The 17,136-nt window shown below is 59.6% G+C and carries 14 protein-coding genes and 1 tRNA gene; 13 read left to right on the plus strand and 2 right to left on the minus strand.

Going from position 1 to position 17,136, the window contains the following annotated elements:
• Positions 1–59 precede the first annotated feature (59 nt).
• The gene (locus AARI_RS04215; RefSeq protein ID WP_013348107.1) at positions 60–1,253 is read left to right on the plus strand and encodes an adenosine deaminase; all 1,194 of its coding nucleotides are present in this window, start codon (positions 60–62) and stop codon (positions 1,251–1,253) included.
• A gap of 84 nt (positions 1,254–1,337) precedes the next feature.
• On the opposite strand, the gene AARI_RS04220 is transcribed toward AARI_RS04215, so the two are convergent.
• A complete protein-coding gene (locus AARI_RS04220) occupies positions 1,338–2,828 on the minus strand; it encodes an aldehyde dehydrogenase family protein (protein WP_013348108.1) in 1,491 nt (496 codons plus the stop codon).
• Between the two features lie 110 nt (positions 2,829–2,938).
• Here AARI_RS04220 and AARI_RS04225 point away from each other — a divergent pair, with 110 nt between their 5' ends.
• The 12 genes from AARI_RS04225 (at position 2,939) to ilvA (ending at position 16,471) form a co-directional block, all read left to right on the plus strand.
• Positions 2,939–3,637: a MazG nucleotide pyrophosphohydrolase domain-containing protein gene (locus AARI_RS04225; protein ID WP_013348109.1), complete on the plus strand. Its 699-nt coding sequence runs from the start codon at positions 2,939–2,941 to the stop codon at positions 3,635–3,637.
• Positions 3,638–3,729: 92 nt separating this feature from the next.
• Positions 3,730–5,010 (plus strand): phosphopyruvate hydratase, encoded by a 1,281-nt coding sequence (eno, locus tag AARI_RS04230; RefSeq protein ID WP_013348110.1) that lies wholly within the window; start codon positions 3,730–3,732, stop codon positions 5,008–5,010.
• Between the two features lie 124 nt (positions 5,011–5,134).
• On the plus strand, positions 5,135–5,974 hold the full coding sequence (locus AARI_RS19120; protein WP_013348111.1) for an FtsB family cell division protein: 840 nt from the start codon (positions 5,135–5,137) through the stop codon (positions 5,972–5,974).
• A 29-nt stretch (positions 5,975–6,003) separates the two neighbouring features.
• The gene (locus AARI_RS04240) at positions 6,004–6,705 is read left to right on the plus strand and encodes a DUF501 domain-containing protein (protein ID WP_013348112.1); all 702 of its coding nucleotides are present in this window, start codon (positions 6,004–6,006) and stop codon (positions 6,703–6,705) included.
• Positions 6,705–7,631, plus strand: a complete 927-nt coding sequence (locus AARI_RS04245; protein WP_013348113.1) for a Ppx/GppA phosphatase family protein — start codon at positions 6,705–6,707, stop codon at positions 7,629–7,631. The genes AARI_RS04240 and AARI_RS04245 overlap by 1 nt, the downstream gene beginning before the upstream one ends.
• Positions 7,632–7,665: 34 nt before the next feature.
• Positions 7,666–9,171 carry a S8 family serine peptidase gene (locus AARI_RS04250; protein WP_013348114.1) on the plus strand — a complete coding sequence of 502 codons (1,506 nt, stop codon included), beginning with the start codon at positions 7,666–7,668 and terminating at the stop codon, positions 9,169–9,171.
• Between the two features lie 190 nt (positions 9,172–9,361).
• On the plus strand, positions 9,362–10,729 hold the full coding sequence (locus tag AARI_RS04255; RefSeq protein WP_013348115.1) for an NAD(P)/FAD-dependent oxidoreductase: 1,368 nt from the start codon (positions 9,362–9,364) through the stop codon (positions 10,727–10,729).
• Between the two features lie 115 nt (positions 10,730–10,844).
• Positions 10,845–10,926 (plus strand) — tRNA-Leu (locus AARI_RS04260).
• A 294-nt stretch (positions 10,927–11,220) separates the two neighbouring features.
• A complete protein-coding gene (locus AARI_RS04265; RefSeq protein WP_041648475.1) occupies positions 11,221–12,033 on the plus strand; it encodes a Bax inhibitor-1/YccA family protein in 813 nt (270 codons plus the stop codon).
• Between the two features lie 212 nt (positions 12,034–12,245).
• Positions 12,246–13,685 carry an APC family permease gene (locus AARI_RS04270; protein ID WP_013348117.1) on the plus strand — a complete coding sequence of 480 codons (1,440 nt, stop codon included), beginning with the start codon at positions 12,246–12,248 and terminating at the stop codon, positions 13,683–13,685.
• Positions 13,686–13,864: 179 nt separating this feature from the next.
• Positions 13,865–15,196, plus strand: a complete 1,332-nt coding sequence (locus AARI_RS04275; RefSeq protein ID WP_013348118.1) for an AI-2E family transporter — start codon at positions 13,865–13,867, stop codon at positions 15,194–15,196.
• 3 nt (positions 15,197–15,199) lie between these two features.
• A complete protein-coding gene (ilvA, locus tag AARI_RS04280) occupies positions 15,200–16,471 on the plus strand; it encodes a threonine ammonia-lyase (protein ID WP_013348119.1) in 1,272 nt (423 codons plus the stop codon).
• A 72-nt stretch (positions 16,472–16,543) separates the two neighbouring features.
• On the opposite strand, the gene greA is transcribed toward ilvA, so the two are convergent.
• On the minus strand, positions 16,544–17,041 hold the full coding sequence (gene greA, locus AARI_RS04285) for a transcription elongation factor GreA (protein WP_013348120.1): 498 nt from the start codon (positions 17,039–17,041) through the stop codon (positions 16,544–16,546).
• Between the last annotated feature and the right edge of the window lie 95 nt (positions 17,042–17,136).

The following is a 17,136-nucleotide window of genomic DNA, read 5'->3' on the forward strand; positions in this document are numbered from 1 at the left end:
GGCAGATCTTTACCTGTGGGAGCTGTCAGTTCAGCGGAAATGCGACTAGGCTCAGTGGTGTGACTGAAGAAATGATTCATACTGCCTACGATCCCGAATTCGACTTCCGGGATCTGCCTAAAGTTTCGCTACACGACCACCTTGACGGTGGCCTGCGCCCTCAGACGATCATTGATTTGGCCGCTGAGATTGGCCATGAGTTACCAGAGACCGAAGCTGAAGCTTTGGGTGAATGGTTCCGTGAATCGGCCGACTCCGGGTCGCTAACACGCTACCTGGAAACCTTCGAGCACACCGTAGCGGTCATGCAGACCCGCGATGCGCTGATCCGCGTTGCACGCGAATTCGTTGAAGATCTTGCCGAAGACGGCGTGATCTACGGTGAAGTGCGCTACGCACCTGAACAGCACCGCCGCGAAGGCCTGAGCCTGGACGACGTCGTTGACGCCATCCAGGAGGGCTTGGACCAGGCCTGCGAGAAGCTCAATGCCGAGGGCCATCCAATGCAGATCGGCCAGATTGTGTCCGCCATGCGCCACAGCGACCAGAGCGTGGAAATCGCGAAGCTGGCCTTGCGCCACCGCGGCCGCGGCGTCGTCGGTTTTGACATCGCCGGTGCCGAAGATGGCTTCCCGCCATCGAAAATGAAGGAAGCCTTCGACCTGCTGGCTGAAAACCTCTTCCCGACCACCGTGCACGCTGGCGAAGCCGCAGGCCTGGAATCCATCAAGGAAGCCATCCTGATCGGCCGCGCCCAGCGCCTGGGCCACGGCGTTCGGGTTGCCGAGGACATCGAAATTGAATTCGGTGCCATCGACGAGAACGGCGAAGAGCTCAGCGACGACACCGGCCTGGTATCGCTTGGCCCGGTGGCCAACTGGGTCCGCGAACGCGGCATCCCATTGGAAGTCTGCCCTTCCTCCAATCTGCAGACCGGTGCCACCGCCAAGTTCGGCGAGGGCATTACGAACCACCCGATCGACCTGCTGGTGCAGACCGGTTTCAACGTCACCATCTCGCCGGATAACCGCCTGATGTCGCAGACCACGATCTCGGATGAATTCGAGTTGCTCGTCGAAGCTTTCGACTACGACTTGGAAGATCTGCTGGACCTGACCTTGAACGCTGCTGAAGCTGCGTTTGTCCCGCTGGAAATGCGTGAACTGCTCGTCGAGTACATCAACGACTACTACGACAACTTGCTTGATGACGAGGACTACGACGAGGACGAATACGAAAACGTCGCCGACTAGTTCCTGGTTGCTGTAAAAACTAGCGAAGCCGCCTCTTGCCATGCAATGGCAAGAGGCGGCTTCGCTATTTTTCGAACGCGAATCCTAGAACGGGTACTGCTTCTTGGTGGACTGCACACCGATCCAGTGGTCGGTGGTGAACTCCTCGATGGCCCATTCGCCGTTGAAACGGCCCAGACCCGAATTCTTCTCCCCGCCGAACATCACGTGCGGTTCATCGTTGACCGTGATGTCGTTGATATGGGTCATTCCTGCCTTGATGCCACGGGCAAAGGCAACGCCTTTTTCCAGATTCTGGGTGAACACCGCGGAGGACAAGCCGAATTCGGTGTCGTTGGCCAGTTCCAAGGCATGTGCCTGGCTCTCGGCCTTGGCAATGCCCACCACCGGTCCGAAGATCTCCTCGCGGAAGAGCTCCATCTGGCTGGTGACATCTGCGAAGACATGCGGCGAGACCACGCGGCCGTTGATGGACCCAGCAAGCACTTCTCGTGCGCCCTGGCTGCGGGCCGTTTTGATCTTGGTGCTGACCGATTCCAACTGGGTGTCGTTGATGATGGGACCCACAAGGTTTGCTGGATCTGCGGCATCGCCATAGCCGAGCTTATTGACCTGCTCGATGAACTTCTCGATGAATTCCTCGTAGACAGGTGCCTGGACGATGATGCGGTTGATAGCCATGCAGATCTGTCCTTGATGCAGGAACTTGCCCAGAGTCGCGGCCTTGGCAGCTTCCTCCAGATCGGCATCTTCCAGAACGACAAATGGTGCATTGCCGCCAAGCTCCAAGGCCACACGCTTCATGTGCTCGCCACTGACAGCAATTTTTCCGACGTTTTTGCCCACCGGGGTGGAGCCGGTGAAAGAGACCAGCGACGGGGTCTGATGGGCAACGAAGTAATCGCCGATCTCCGAACCGGAGCCAACCAGCGCGTTGAGCACGCCTTCGGGCAGGCCAGCCTCGGCGAAGGCCTTGGCCAAGACCAGGGCGCCGACCAACGGGGTATCCGAAGCCGGTTTGAGCACTACTGCATTGCCCAGGGCCAAAGCTGGTGCCACGGACCGAGCTGAAAGCAGCATCGGGAAGTTCCACGGGCTGATCACCGCCACGACACCGACCGGTTCGCGGTAGACCCGGTTCTCCTTGCCTTCGGCATTCGAGGGCAGGATCTTTCCGTGGACGCGGGTAGGGAAGGTGGCCGCTTCGCGAATCGCCGCGATGGTGCCGCCCAGTTCAATATTCGCCTTCAAGTGGGTAGAACCGGACTCGGCGATCAGCAACGCGAGGATGCCATCGAAGTTCCCCTGCAGGTAATCGGCAGCCTGATTCAGGACCTTGGAACGCTTGGCGGGGGAGAACGAGGCCCACCCGGGCTGGGACGTGGCGGCCGCTTGGTAGGCCGCATCGACATCCTCGGTTGAGGCTTGGCGGATCTCGGCTAAAAGCGAATCATCGAAAGGGTTGGTGGTGCGCAGCGTGGCATCAGAGCGGCCTTCAACCCACTGGCCGCCAATGAAGAGCGTGGCCGGAAGCTGCTCTAGGAACCGGAGTTTGGCGGTGCTTTGGACAGTCATTGGCATTCCTCACTTCGTCGGGATGAATTACGGCAATGCTAGCCCGAAAGGATCGGTGGTGGGGACTAATCGGCCGCTGGCTGAATACCTTGTTTCGGTAGCATGTTCCTATGCATGAGAACAGAACGCAGCTAGAGCAGCTCAACGCCACCGTACGGACGCTTCGCAGCAAATGCGCCTGGACCAATGCACTGACCCATGAGTCGCTGCGCACCTATCTCATTGAGGAAAGCTATGAGGTTCTTGACGCCATCGCTGAACAGAATCCTTCCCTCTTGAAGGAAGAACTGGGCGACCTGTACTTTCAGATCCTGTTGCACTCCCTGATCGCCGAAGAACACGGCCAATTCGGCTTGGATGATGTGGCCGAAACGCTGAATGCGAAATTATTGCGCCGGAACCGGCATATTTTTGATGAGCAGGGACAGGTCCGCCAGGAGATCATTACGGATGTCGATGAGATTATCCGCGTATGGGATGCTGCCAAGCAGGCCGAACGCGCCGGCCAGCCGCGCAAGCGGAAGAATGCCGGTCTGCCTGCAGGGTTGCCGGCCCTGGCACTGGCGCAGAAACTGCTCGATCGCCATGCCAGAGCGGGATCCGAGCAGGCAGCAACGGGGCTGGTTAGCCAGCAGGTGCGCGAGCGGGTTACCGATGAACGATCGCTCGCGGCCGAACTCACGGCCCTGTCGGCGAGGGCTGAAGAACTGGGATTGGACGCTGAATCGGTGCTTCGTGCAGCCCTGGGCCAGCAGTACGGCGCGGAAACCGACGCAACAACATCGCGCAAATCACCTTTGAAGCGCTAGGCTAGAGACAGGCAATGGCGCCGACGGTCTTATCAGCGACCGCTGGTTGACCAGCTCTTAGACCACCCCTTTTCTACAAGGAGTCCATACTCATGGCATTGATTGACGCCATTCACGCGCGCGAAATCCTCGATTCCCGCGGCAATCCGACCGTTGAGGTCGAGGTCCTGCTATCTGACGGCTCGCACGGCCGCGCAGCTGTTCCTTCCGGTGCATCCACCGGTGCATTCGAAGCCGCTGAGCGTCGCGACGGCGACCAGGACCGTTACCTCGGCAAGGGCGTTTTGGGCGCTGTAGAGTCCGTGATTGAGGAAATCGCTGATGAGCTGGAGGGCCTTGACGCCACTGACCAGCGCGCCATCGACGCCGCCATGATTGAACTGGACGGCACCGCCAACAAGTCCAAGCTGGGCGCCAACGCCATCCTCGGCGTCTCCCTGGCAGTAGCAAATGCTGCCGCTGTGAGCGCCAACCTGCCACTGTACAAGTACCTGGGCGGCCCGAACGCACACGTACTGCCAGTGCCACTGATGAACATCCTCAACGGCGGTTCCCACGCCGACTCCGACGTGGACATCCAGGAATTCATGATCGCCCCTATCGGCGCACCGTCCTTCTCCGAGGGCCTGCGCTGGGGCGTTGAGGTTTACCACAACCTCAAGTCCGTGCTGAAGGAAAAGAACCTGTCCACCGGCCTGGGAGATGAGGGCGGTTTCGCTCCGAACCTGCCAAGCAACCGTGCGGCGCTGGAACTGATCACCGAAGCCATCAAGCGCGCCGGCTACACCCCGGGTGAAGACATTGCTCTGGCCTTGGACGTTGCTTCTTCCGAGTTCTACGAGAACGGCGCTTACCAGTTCGAAGGCAAGGCGCTGTCCGCTCAGGAAATGAGCGACTACTACGCAGGCCTGGTCGCTGACTTCCCATTGGTTTCCATCGAGGATCCACTGGATGAAGACGACTGGGATGGCTGGAAGACCCTGACCGACGCCATCGGCGACAAGGTGCAGCTGGTGGGCGACGACCTGTTCGTCACCAACCCGCAGCGTCTGGCCGACGGCATCGCCAAGGGCACCGCTAACTCGCTGCTGGTGAAGGTCAACCAGATCGGTACCCTGACCGAGACCATCGATGCAGTGACCATGGCGCAGCGCGCCGGTTACACCACCATCACCTCGCACCGTTCGGGTGAAACCGAAGATGTAACCATCGCTGACATCTGCGTGGCAACCAACGCCGGCCAGATCAAGACCGGTGCACCAGCTCGCTCCGAGCGCGTAGCCAAGTACAACCAGCTGCTGCGCATCGAAGAAGACCTGGGTGCTTCGGCACTCTACGCTGGCCGTAGCGCTTTCCCGCGTTTCAACAGCTAATTTTCAGTTGTAGCGAATAAGCTCGTCGGTAGTGGATACCGGCGAGCTTTTCGTTATTTAATGGAATTATCTTGCCAAATCCACGGCAACACCGCACGAGAAGCACCACGGGAATTGGGGGAGTATGGCTCAGCGTCCACCGCGAATGCCTCGCCGTAATACTCCGGATCCGGCAGAACAAAGCGCAGTAACCCCGGTTGATCAGGCGAAACCTGTTAACGCAGGGAATGAAGCTGAACCGGCTACCGATGCCCTGCATATTGTTGATCCGCAGAAACCGGTAAAGAAAGCTCCGAGAACAGCACGTCCAGAGACTCCTGCTGCTGGTGCGCCGAAGCCACGAAGTGCCAGCGTGAAGCCGAAAACCACGACACGCTCAACGTCAGATGCGTCACGTGGACCGAAAAAGTTTGAAGGCAATTACACGCAGAAGCCCAAGGCTCCGCTGCGTGAAAGGGCCAAGGAAAAACAGAACGAACGCCGACGCGATGACCGGGTCAAATTCTCCGCCGCGGTACGCCGCAAACCGGGGCAGAAGCCGGTTGACAACAAACAGGTTCCCGAAGGCGAACCCATTGCTGCGCACCGTTTTTCCGGTCGGATCGCCGCGCTGATCGTGGTTCTCGCGTTCTTCGCCGTGATGCTTGTGCCTACCGTGAACTTCTACCGCACGCAAATGGCTGAGCTGAACGAATTGCATGCGTCGATTGAAGCGCTGGAGACCCAACGCGACGAGCTCAAAGCCGAGATTGCGCGCTGGGATGATCCCTTGTACATCAAGCAGCAAGCACGCGAGCGGATAAACTTGGTAATGCCCGGTGAAAAGCTCTACATGGTGGTCGGCGAACGCCCACAGGATGAAGAGACTTCCACCGAAGGCAACGGGAGCACCTTCGAGGTGCGCCAGGAACTTCCATGGGTTGATGCACTGCTCGACTCTGTCCGACGTTCTGCCACTGACTAACTACTTTAAACCCGAAGAGACTTATAACCGTGACTGAACAGCCAATCCGCGAAGCCCTTGACGCCGCCGGACGAGTACCTAGCGAAGCCGATCTGGATACCCTCTCGCGCCAGCTGAACCGCCCAGTGCGCGACGTCGTTGAAATCGGTGCGCGCTGTGTTTGCGGCAACCCGCTGGTAGCAACCACAGCTCCACGCTTGTCTTCGGGAATTCCTTTCCCCACCACTTACTACCTGGCTCACCCGGTAATCACTGCCGCTGTTTCTCGTTTGGAAGCAGCGGGCTTGATGAACGAGATGAATGAGAACCTGGGCGAAGACCCGCAGCTGGCACAGGCCTATGTTGCGGCGCATGAGTCGTTCCTGGCCAACCGCGACGCCATTGGCGCACGTTCGGGCACCGGCGCCGTTCCGGAAATCGCAGGGGTCTCCGCTGGCGGCATGCCAACCCGCGTCAAGTGCCTGCACGTGCTGGTAGGCCATTCGCTGGCTGCCGGTGAAGGCGTGAACCCATTGGGCGACCAAGCATTGGAAGCAATCTCCCAGTGGTGGACCAAGGACAAGTGCTACTGCGTGGGTGCGTGGGATACCGAGTCTGCGGCTCCGAGCCGCGACCGTTCGCGCCATGTGAAGACCCAGGAAATGCAGGACCCTGCTGCCAAGCGTGCAGATCGCGCCCGCAAGCGTGCCCAGCGTGAAGCAGCCCAGGGTTCTGATCAGGATGATGCCTAATGCGCGTTGCTGGTATCGATTGCGGAACTAACTCCATCCGCCTGCTCATCGCTGACGTGGATGCTGAAGGCCAGCTTGTCGACGTGCTGCGCACCATGCGCATTGTCCGCTTGGGCCAGGGCGTAGACGCCACCGGGGCCTTCGCTCCCGAAGCCCTGGAACGCACCTTTGCCGCCACTCGCGAGTACAAGAAACTGTGCGATGAGCATCAGGTGCAGGCCATTCGCTTCGCGGCGACCTCGGCGGCACGCGACGCTTCGAATCGTGAACTTTTCTCTGCGCAGATTACCAAGATCCTGGGCGTAGCCCCAGAAGTGATCAGCGGTGAGGAAGAGGCATCCTTGTCCTTCACCGGGGCCGCTTCGGTCCGTGCCGGTCAAAGCGGCAAGAGCCTGGTGATCGACCTTGGCGGAGGATCCACCGAATTCGTGCTGGGCGACGAAACCGGCCCGCTGGCTGCTAAGAGCCTGGACATGGGCTGCGTTCGGGTTACCGAGCGTTTCCACCAAGCTGGACTGCGCTCTGATGCGGCACTGGATTTCATGGACAGCACCTTGGAAACCTTGACCGGTGCGGTGGACGTTTCACAGGTCGATGCCGTGATCATGGTGGCCGGGACGTTCACGACGCTCACAGCCCAGGCCCTGGGACTGAAGGCTTATGAGTCGGAAAAGATCCATGGAGCACAGCTGAGTTTTGCCCAAATGCGACAGGCAACTGACAGCATGCTCTCCTACACCCGTGAGGAGCGCGCATCGCTGGGCTTCATGCACCCTGGCCGTGTAGACGTGATTCAAGCAGGTGCAGCCATTGTGCAGCGCATCCTTCATTACCTGGAAAAGACCAGTGCGAACCGCGAGATGCTCTTAATTGCATCCGAGCACGATATCCTCGACGGAATCGCGGCCTCAGCTGCCGTTGCCTAATTTTGCCACCCAGCCACCGACCCAAGGAGTTGTCTTGAGCTCAGCTTTGCGCGCCAGGAAAAAGACAAGCATCTTCAAGTTCAGCACTGTGCTTGTGGTGGCGCTATTGGCATTTACCTCGCTCAGTATTGGTGCACCGGCCCACGCTGACAACATGCGTGAATCCGAGTACTGGCTGGATTCCCTCGGCGTGACCGAAGCGCATAAGACAACAAAGGGCGAAGGCGTTAAAGTCGCCATCATCGATACCGGTATTGATACTTCGCACCCTGATCTGAAGGGCGCCATTGTCGGGGGTACCGATATGTCCGGCTCTGGCGGAGAAAAGGGCAACAAGCCAATTGGCGTCATGAGTGAACATGGCACCTTGGTGGCCACCTTGCTGGCGGGACGCGGCAATAACAAGAGCGAAATCAACCGGGTTAAATCCGAAAACGAACGCTTGAAGACCGCGTGGGAAAAAGCCAAGAAGACTGCTGAGGACGACGACAAGGACATTCCCGAAGAACCTGAATACGAAAAGGTTCCGAAACTGACCCGTGGCAGTGATGGAGTGCTGGGTGTTGCCCCGGCAGCAGATCTGCTTTCTGTATCGCTGTGGATGGGCGAAGGCAATCCGTCCAAGATTCCAGTGGAAACCCAGATTCCGCGAGCGGTGAAATGGGCAGTGGATTCTGGTGCCAAAGTCATCAACATGTCTCTTGGCTCAACTAGCCCGGCGTGGCCAGAAAGCTGGGATGACGCTTTCAAATATGCAGAGGACCATGACGTGGTCATCGTTGCTGCGGCTGGCAACCGTTCTGGTGGCATGAGCCAGGTCGGTGCACCGGCAACTATCCCAGGAGTACTAACGGTCGCTGGCGTTGATGCCAGCGGCAAGGCTTCGCAGGATTCTTCGACAGAAGGCATTTCCATTGGTGTTGCCGCCCCTGCTGAGCAGCTGGTTGGCGGCTTGCCTGGCGATGGATATGCCCGCTGGTCCGGTACGTCTGGTGCCGCCCCGCTGGTAGCTGGAGTCGCTGCGTTGATCCGTTCCGAGTATCCGGATATGAAGGCTCCTGAGGTAATCAACCGAATCTTGAAGACTGCCAAGGATACCGGAGCTGCTGGCGTGGACAACCTCTACGGCTACGGAATTATTGATGCCAATGCGGCGTTGACCGCAAAAGTACCAGCCGTGACCAAGAACCCTTTGGGGACCATTGAAGAATGGATCCGCGTCCACCGCCGGAACACCGTGTCTCAGACCGAGACTCCGGCACCGGGGGTCTCCATGGAGAAATCGGACCTGAAGCAAGTCGCGGCCCCCAAGCCAGTTCTTCCTGATGGCAAGGCCCCTGTGCTGCAGCCGGTGCTCATCATCGGTGGAGGAGTGCTGCTGCTATTGGTGCTCGTTGCTGGTGGTACCCAAACGATGGTGCGCCGTCGACGTGAGCGGGCTACGGAAAACCTGGCCTCGGCTTCCCTGAGCTCCTTGGAAGTCCCAAAACAAGCTGAGGGGCGGGATCTGTTTGATGAGATTCCCGAAGAAGAGAAGTAAATAGCGTCCGAAGCGGGGTGGAAATTGAAGTTCCACTCCGCTTTTGCGTGCCTACCGATACTTAATTCGATAATGGGAGGTCCAACGTCTCAGTGCGAATCCCTCGCATATGGCCCAGACGTGACATACCGAACGGAAACACTTAGTGAATGTTTTCACTAACTCGGGAAATCCGCGTAGAATCAACAGTATGTCGATCATCGAATCCTCCCAGAAGCGTCCGCGCATTCTTATCGTTGGCGGTGGCTACGTAGGCCTGTACGTCGCGATGAAGTTGCAGAAGAAGGTCAAGGCACACGGCGGCATCGTCACCGTTGTCGACCCAAACCCATACATGACTTACCAGCCATTCCTCCCAGAAGTTGCCGGTGGCCAGATTGAACCACGCCACGTAGTGGTCTCGCACCGCCAGCACCTGAAGCACTCCGAACTGGTCAACGGCAGCGTGCTGAGCATCGACCATGCCAGCAAGAAGGCTGTTATTGCCCCAGTGAACGGCGAGCAGTTCGAGCTGGAATACACCGACATCGTGATGTCCGCTGGTGCGATCACCCGTACCTTCCCAATCACCGGTCTGGCTGAAACCGGCATTGGCCTGAAGACCATCGAAGAGGCCGTGGCCCTGCGCAACAAGGTTGCCGAGCGCATCGAGTCCGCTTCGAACATGACTGACCCAGTGGCACGCAAGCGCGCACTGACCTTCGTGGTTGTCGGTGGCGGCTTCGCCGGTATCGAAACCATCGCCGAGCTTGAAGATATGGCTCGTCACCTGATCGAGCTCAATGACCGCATCGACGCGAAGGAAGCACGCTTCGTTCTCGTTGAGGCAATGGGCCGCATCATGCCAGAAGTTACCGCCGAGCAGGCAGAGTGGGTTGTCGAGCACCTGCGCAGCCGCGGTATCGAGGTTCTGCTGAACACTTCGCTGAACAGCGCAGAAGAAGGCAACCTGGAACTGATCAACATGGCTGACAAGTCCCCAGCGGGCTCGTTCGGCGCCGACACCTTGATCTGGTGCGCTGGCGTTATGGCCAACCCAATGGTTCGCTCCACCGATTTCCCAATCGAGCAGCGCGGCCGCATCGAGACCCGCACCGACCTGCGCATCAAGGACGCCAACGGCGATCCACTGGAAGGCGCATGGGCAGCTGGCGATATTTCGGCAGTCAAGGACGTTACCGGCGGCCTGCCAGATGGCACCTGCGTTCCTAACGCACAGCACGCAGTACGCCAGGCTAAGCTCTTGGCAAAGAACCTGTATGCTGCCCGCTACGGCGTTGGCACCATCAAGGAATACAAGCACTCGAACCTCGGTGCAGTTGCAGGCTTCGGCCGCAACAAGGGCGTCGCCAAGGTCATGGGCCTGAAGCTCAAGGGCTGGCCAGCATGGATGGCACACCGCGGCTACCACGGCATGGCAATGCCAACCTTCGAGCGCAAGTTCCGCGTCGTAGGCGACTGGCTGGTTGCGCTGTTCTTCAAGCGCGACGCACTGCAGCTGAACAACCTCGAAGCACCACGCACTGCTTTCGAAGAGTCGGCCAAGCCAAAGAAGTAGGCACAGGCCTCGGATGATCGACTAGTGGCGAGGGACCGGGAGATCGGTCCCTCGCACACTCATGTGGAGCGGATTTTCAATTTGCTTTCTCGATCGCGTAAGATTTGAGAGTCTTGCCCCTATGGTGGAATTGGCATACACGGCTGACTTAAAATCAGCTGCCGAAAGGCTTGTGGGTTCGAGTCCCACTGGGGGTACGGAATAAGACCGTTGCGGGTCCGGGGTGACCGGTCCGCGACGGTCTTTTCTCTTGCCGTGGAAGTGTGCAGGTTAGGCGCAGCGCCGGTCGCTGGCCCTGTTGTTGGGCAAAACGACGTGAATCGCGAAGCTGATACTGAAACTTTCAAAAATATCGCTCAGAGAGTATTTTTTCCTCGCAATAATGGGCCGAATCATCCTTCTGACTGAGTGATTTCACAGCAACATTCAATAGGATTAAACAAACGATCTTCTGCTAGCTACGTGCCAGCACCATCGCAACCTATAGGGGAATGACATTGGGCAACCCAATTTTTGGCTCCAGCAGCCGCTCTGATGCTTGGGGAACCAAGCCAGGAAGTCCTGTTGGATTCCGTGACACCGCAAATATGAGCGCAGACCAGCTGCAGCAGATGTACCAGCAGCCTACTGCAACCAGCGCTGATACCGGCCGCATGACCATTGGCGGAACGATCAACAAGACCGCGATCTGCCTCGCCTTGGTTGTCATTGGCGCTGCAATTGGCTGGACCATTCCAGCCCTGATGCTGCCAGGTGCCCTGGTTGGATTTGTCCTCGGCTTGGTTAATGCTTTCAAGAAGCGCCCATCGCCGGTACTGATCCTCCTGTACGCAGCGGCGCAGGGTCTGTTCCTCGGTGGCCTTTCCGGTTTCCTGGAAAGCCAGCCGAACCTTAAGGGCATCGCCGTCCAGGCTGTTCTGGCTACCCTTTGCGTGGCAGGTGTTACCCTGGCGCTGTACCGCTCGGGCAAGTACCGCATGACTCCCAAGCTGAACAAGATGTTCATGATCGGCATGATCGGCCTGATCGCCTTCTCGCTGCTCAACATGGTTCTGATGCTCACCGGAGTTATCGACGGCATGTTCGGCATGCGCGGCGGCGTGCTCGGCCTGGTTATCGGTGTCGTAGCCGTTCTGCTTGCAACCTACGCTTTGGTTGCTGACTTCACCATGATCGAGGAACTCTCGAACCAGGGTGCTCCGGCCATTATGGCTTGGCGCGGTGCCTTCGGCCTGACCATGACCTTGATCTGGCTGTACACCGAGATCTTGCGTATCCTGGCTATCCTGCGTGGCGACGAGTAGTTCTACGCCTCCTGCTTGCTTGGACCAGTACCCATATCGGGTGCTGGTCCAAGATGTTTAATCGCCTGTAGCGTTGTCCTGCCTGACGTATTGTTGCGCTCCCAAGACCCATGAATATGACAACTGATTGGGCTGTCTTGAAAAATCTTGGTTAGATTCTTCCGTGACAATATCGTTACTCGACTCACATCCAAGATGGCAAGAAGGACGCAATGAGCATCGACGAATCAACAGGCAAATCACCGGGATTGGTGAAGTCGCTGGGCAACCTTGACGCGCTGGCCTTGGGCTTCGGCGCCATGATCGGCTTCGGCTGGGTAGTGTTGACCGGAGGCTGGCTGAGCAACGCCGGCACCATGGGCGCCATGCTGGCCATGCTGGTCGGCGGCGGAATCATGGCAGTGGTCGGACTGACCTACGCGGAGCTGACCGCCGCCATGCCGAAGGCTGGCGGCGAGCATAACTTCATCCTGCGCGCGCTCGGTGCTCGTCCATCGTTCATCGGATCTTGGGCGATCACCGGCGGCTATGTAACCATCGTGGCCTTCGAAGCGGTGGCCCTGCCGCGCACCGTGGAATACATCTTCCCGGGCATGAGCCAGATTCCGCTGTGGACCGTAGCCGGATTCGAAGTCAACCTGACCTGGGCACTGGTGGGCGTGCTCGCCGCAGTGCTCATCACCTGGATTAACATCCGCGGGGTCAAGCAGGCTGGTGTCCTGCAGACCTTCGTGGTCCTCTTCCTGCTGGCTATCGGCGCGCTGCTGATCTTCGGGTCCTTCAGCGGTGGTGAAGTGCAGAACATGCAACCGCTGTTCACCCCGGGCATCAGCGGATTCTTCGCGGTGCTCGTCGCCGTGCCATTCCTCTTTATCGGCTTCGACGTCATCCCGCAGTCGGCGGAAGAAGTGAACATCCCGGCCAAGCAGATTGGCAAGCTTGTCGTTGTCTCGGTCATCATGGCCACCTTGTGGTACGTCATGGTCGTGCTGACCACCGCGTCGGCAATGCCAGCAGGTGAATTGGCCGGTGCCGACATTGCCACCGCGGATGCCTTCGGCGCGATGTTCAATTCGGACTTGATGGCTAAGGTCCTGATCGCCGGCGGCATTGCCGGCATCCTGACTTCGTGGAATTCCCTGCTGCTGGGAGCTTCACGCTTGGTCTACTCGCTGGCCCGCAGCGGCATGCTGCCTTCATGGTTCGGCCAGCTGCACCCCAAATACAGCACTCCGGCTAACGCGCTGCTATTCATCGGCGGGATCTCCGTGCTCGCCCCGTTCTTCGGTGCCGAGATGCTCGGCTGGCTCGTGGACTCCGGGGCACCAAGCATTATCGTGGCTTACTTCCTGGTTTCGGTGACCTTCTTGGTGCTGCGCAAGCGCGAGCCCCAGATGGATCGTCCACTGCGCGTGGGCGGCAACAACAATGGCGGGGTCATCATCGGCTGGGTTTCGGTGCTGCTCACCGCGGCGCTGTTCAGCCTGTACATGCCGGGCATGCCCGCCTCGCTGAGCTGGGAGCCTTGGGCGATCTTCGGTGTCTGGTGGCTGCTGGGCGCGGCGTTCTACTTCAAGGTTCCGGCAGGTATCAAGCCTGGCGAGGACGCGGAACACAGGGTGCTCGAAGTGGTGCGCCGCCGCCGCAAGTAGCAGCACGTACCACTTTCAATGGAATATTCTGCGCAATCTGGCCACCTGCACTAAAGGCAGGCACACATATTGAGCGTGATTTTCTGGAGCAGTGCCCATATCGGGCACTGCTCCTCGTTTTATGTCACAATCGTGACATGGATCGATAGGCGGCTTAGCAAACGCGATAGCGTAGTTCCATGAAGAGCAGCCGGTTCGATCGACTACGCCGCTTGCGCGTCTCGCTTCCGAGCAAGCCAGCAAATGCACTTGATGTGCCGCGCGCGGACAGCACCGACTTCCAAAGCGCCGAAGACATGCCCTATGCCGTGCGCATGGCAGCGGCCTGGGCGTGGCGTTTCCTGATCGTCGTCGCCGCTCTGGGTGTGCTGGTATGGGCTCTGTCCAAGATTTCTCTGCTGGTCATCCCCGTGCTGGTTTCCGCATTGCTCGCCGGGCTGCTCTCTCCGGTAGTCAATGCCATGAACTCAAGGCTTGCAGTCCCGCGCGGACTGGCCGTGGGCATCACCCTGATCGGGTTCTTCGCGTTGGTGACCGCCGGATTGTCGCTGGCCGGACAACGCCTGACCGCGGGCTTCAACGCCCTGTGGACCCAAGCGCTGGCAGGCATCGAGCAGGTCCAGAACTGGCTGTTCAACGGTCCGCTGAAGCTGACCAACGACGACCTGCAATCGGTGCTCGACGACACGCTGGCACAGCTGCGCGGCAATGCCACGAACATCTTGAGCGAAGCGATCAGCTGGACCTCGGCCATTGGCCAGATCCTCACCGGAACCCTGCTGGCCATCTTCGCGCTGATCTTCTTGCTGCTCGACGGCCGCAAGATCGGCCTCTTCCTGATCAACCTGCTGCCGCGCCGCGCCCGTCCTGCCATGGATGGCGCGCTGACCCGAGGCTGGGCCTCGCTGGTCAGCTACGTGCGTGTGCAGATGGTCGTGGCGATGATCGACGCCATCGGCATCGGGCTAGGCGCGTTCTTCCTCGGTGTCCCGCTGGCCATGCCGCTGGGCGTGCTGGTCTTCATCGGCTCGTTCATCCCGATCGTCGGTGCACTGATCACCGGAGCACTGGCAGTGCTGCTGGCGCTGGTGGCCAACGGCTGGATCAACGCACTGATCATGCTCGCCGTGGTTCTGCTGGTTCAGCAGGCCGAATCCAATATCCTGCAGCCGCTGATCATGGGCAAGGCCGTGAGCCTGCATCCGCTGGCCGTGGTGCTGGCGGTAGCCGGCGGCACGATGCTCGCAGGCATCCCGGGCGCGCTGTTCGCTGTTCCGCTGCTGGCCGTGCTCAACGCCGTGATCAGGTATCTCTCGCACAGATCATGGGAAACCGATGCGCACGTCATCAAGCTCTACGGCGAGCAGATTATCAAGGCGGGTTCTGCAAAGAATCCGCCGGTAAAGAACCCAGCCCCAGCAGTCCCGCCGGCCGATATCGCCAGCCCGGCTGCCACCCCGCAAACTTCGCCGGAGCTCCGGCATCCTGAAACAAAAGCAGATGAGGAATAATCCATGAGCACTGAAACTACTTTGCCGGTCACCTTGGCTGACATCGAAGCCGCAGCGAAGGTTCTCAAACCGGTTATTGCCCGCACGCCAGTAGAGCACTCCCGCGTGCTCTCCCAGCACCTGGGCTCGGAAGTCTTCCTCAAGTGCGAGAACATGCAGCGCGCCGGCTCCTTCAAGGTCCGCGGCGCCTACGTGCGCATGTCCAAGCTCAGCGACGAGGAAAAGGCCCGTGGTGTGGTCGCGGCCTCGGCAGGCAACCATGCCCAGGGCGTGGCGCAGGCAGCCAGCCACTTGGGAATCAAGGCACGCATCTACATGCCGCGCGGTGTTGCGCTGCCCAAGCTGACCGCCACCCGCGACCACGGCGCTGAAGTCGTGCTCTTCGGCGACACCGTGGACGAGGCATTGGCCGAAGCCCAGCGCTTCGCCGATGAATCCGGCGCGGTCTTCGTGCATCCTTTCGACCACCCGGACATCATCGCCGGCCAGGGCACCATCGGCCTGGAACTGCTTGAGCAGCTTCCAGAGGTGGACACCGTGCTGATGGGCGTGGGCGGCGGCGGCCTGCTGGCCGGCGTGGCCATCGCGCTGAAGGAAAAAGCCCGGGAACTGGGTCGCGAGATCAAGGTAGTCGGCGTGCAGGCGGAGAACGCCGCAGCCTACCCGCCATCGCTGGCCGCTGACGCGCTGGTGCCGCTGGATACCGTGCACACCATTGCCGACGGCATCGCCGTGGGCAAGCCGGGCCAGCTGCCCTTCGCCATCATCAAGGAACTGGTCGATGACGTGGTGACCGTGTCCGAAGATGCGCTGGCCCGCGCCCTGGTGGTGCTGCTGGAACGCAACAAGCTCGTGGTGGAACCTGCCGGTGCGGTGGGCGTGGCAGCCCTGCTGGAGAACCGTCTGGAAGAGCACGGCATCAACCCGGCAACCACCGCGGTCATCCTCTCGGGCGGCAATATTGACCCGCTGCTGATGCTCAAGGTGATCCAGCGAGGCCTTGCCGCGGCCGGTCGCTTCCTGACCGTGCGCATGATGCTTCCGGACCGCCCAGGTGCCCTCGCGCAGATCTCGAGCATCATCGCCGAGTCGGATGCGAACGTGACCCGCTTGGACCACACCCGCATCGGCGGTTCGCTGTCCATGGGCGACGTGGCGATCACCATCGATCTGGAAACCAAGGGCCATGAGCACTCCAAGCAGGTGCTCAACAACCTACGGGCCGAAGGCTTCGACCCGCAGATCACCAACAACGCTGGCGGCTCCGTGGCCTAAAGGCCGCTGAATGCAGAAAATCCCCAGAACAGCTTGGAGAAGCTGGTCTGGGGATTTCTTTTGCTCAGGCGCTTACTTTGCTTCGTAAGGCTTGGCGGAGATGATCTCGACCTTGATGTCGCGGCCGTTTGGAGCCAGGTAGGACAGCTTGTCGCCAACCTTGGCACCGTGCACGGCAACGCCGATTGGGGACTGCTCGGAGTAGACTTCCAGATCGGTGTCGCCAGCAACTTCGCGGGAGCCGAACAGGAAAGTGGTCTCATCGCCAGCGATGTTGGCGACAACCAGCATGCCTGGCTCAACGATTCCATCATCGGCTGGAGCGTCGCCTACGTCGGCGCGGCGCAGCAGATCCTTCAGGTAGAGGATGCGGGCTTCAGCCTTGCCCTGCTCTTCACGAGCAGCGTGGTAGCCGCCGTTCTCCTTCAGGTCACCTTCCGAACGTGCCTGCTCGATACGGGCAACGATCTCGGCACGTCCCGGGCCTGAGAGGAAAGTCAGTTCGTCCTGGAGCCGATCGTAGGCTTCCTGAGTCAGCCAAACGACAGGTTCGTTGCTGTTGGTGCTCACGTTGTACTTCCTTTGGTCAGTTAGGACTTCGCTTGGCCTTGGGACCGATAAGTGGTCCTAAAGCCGAAAGCCACCGAAACGGTGGCGTCGACGAA

The organism is Glutamicibacter arilaitensis Re117 (genome assembly GCF_000197735.1).
Lineage (GTDB): Bacteria > Actinomycetota > Actinomycetes > Actinomycetales > Micrococcaceae > Glutamicibacter > Glutamicibacter arilaitensis.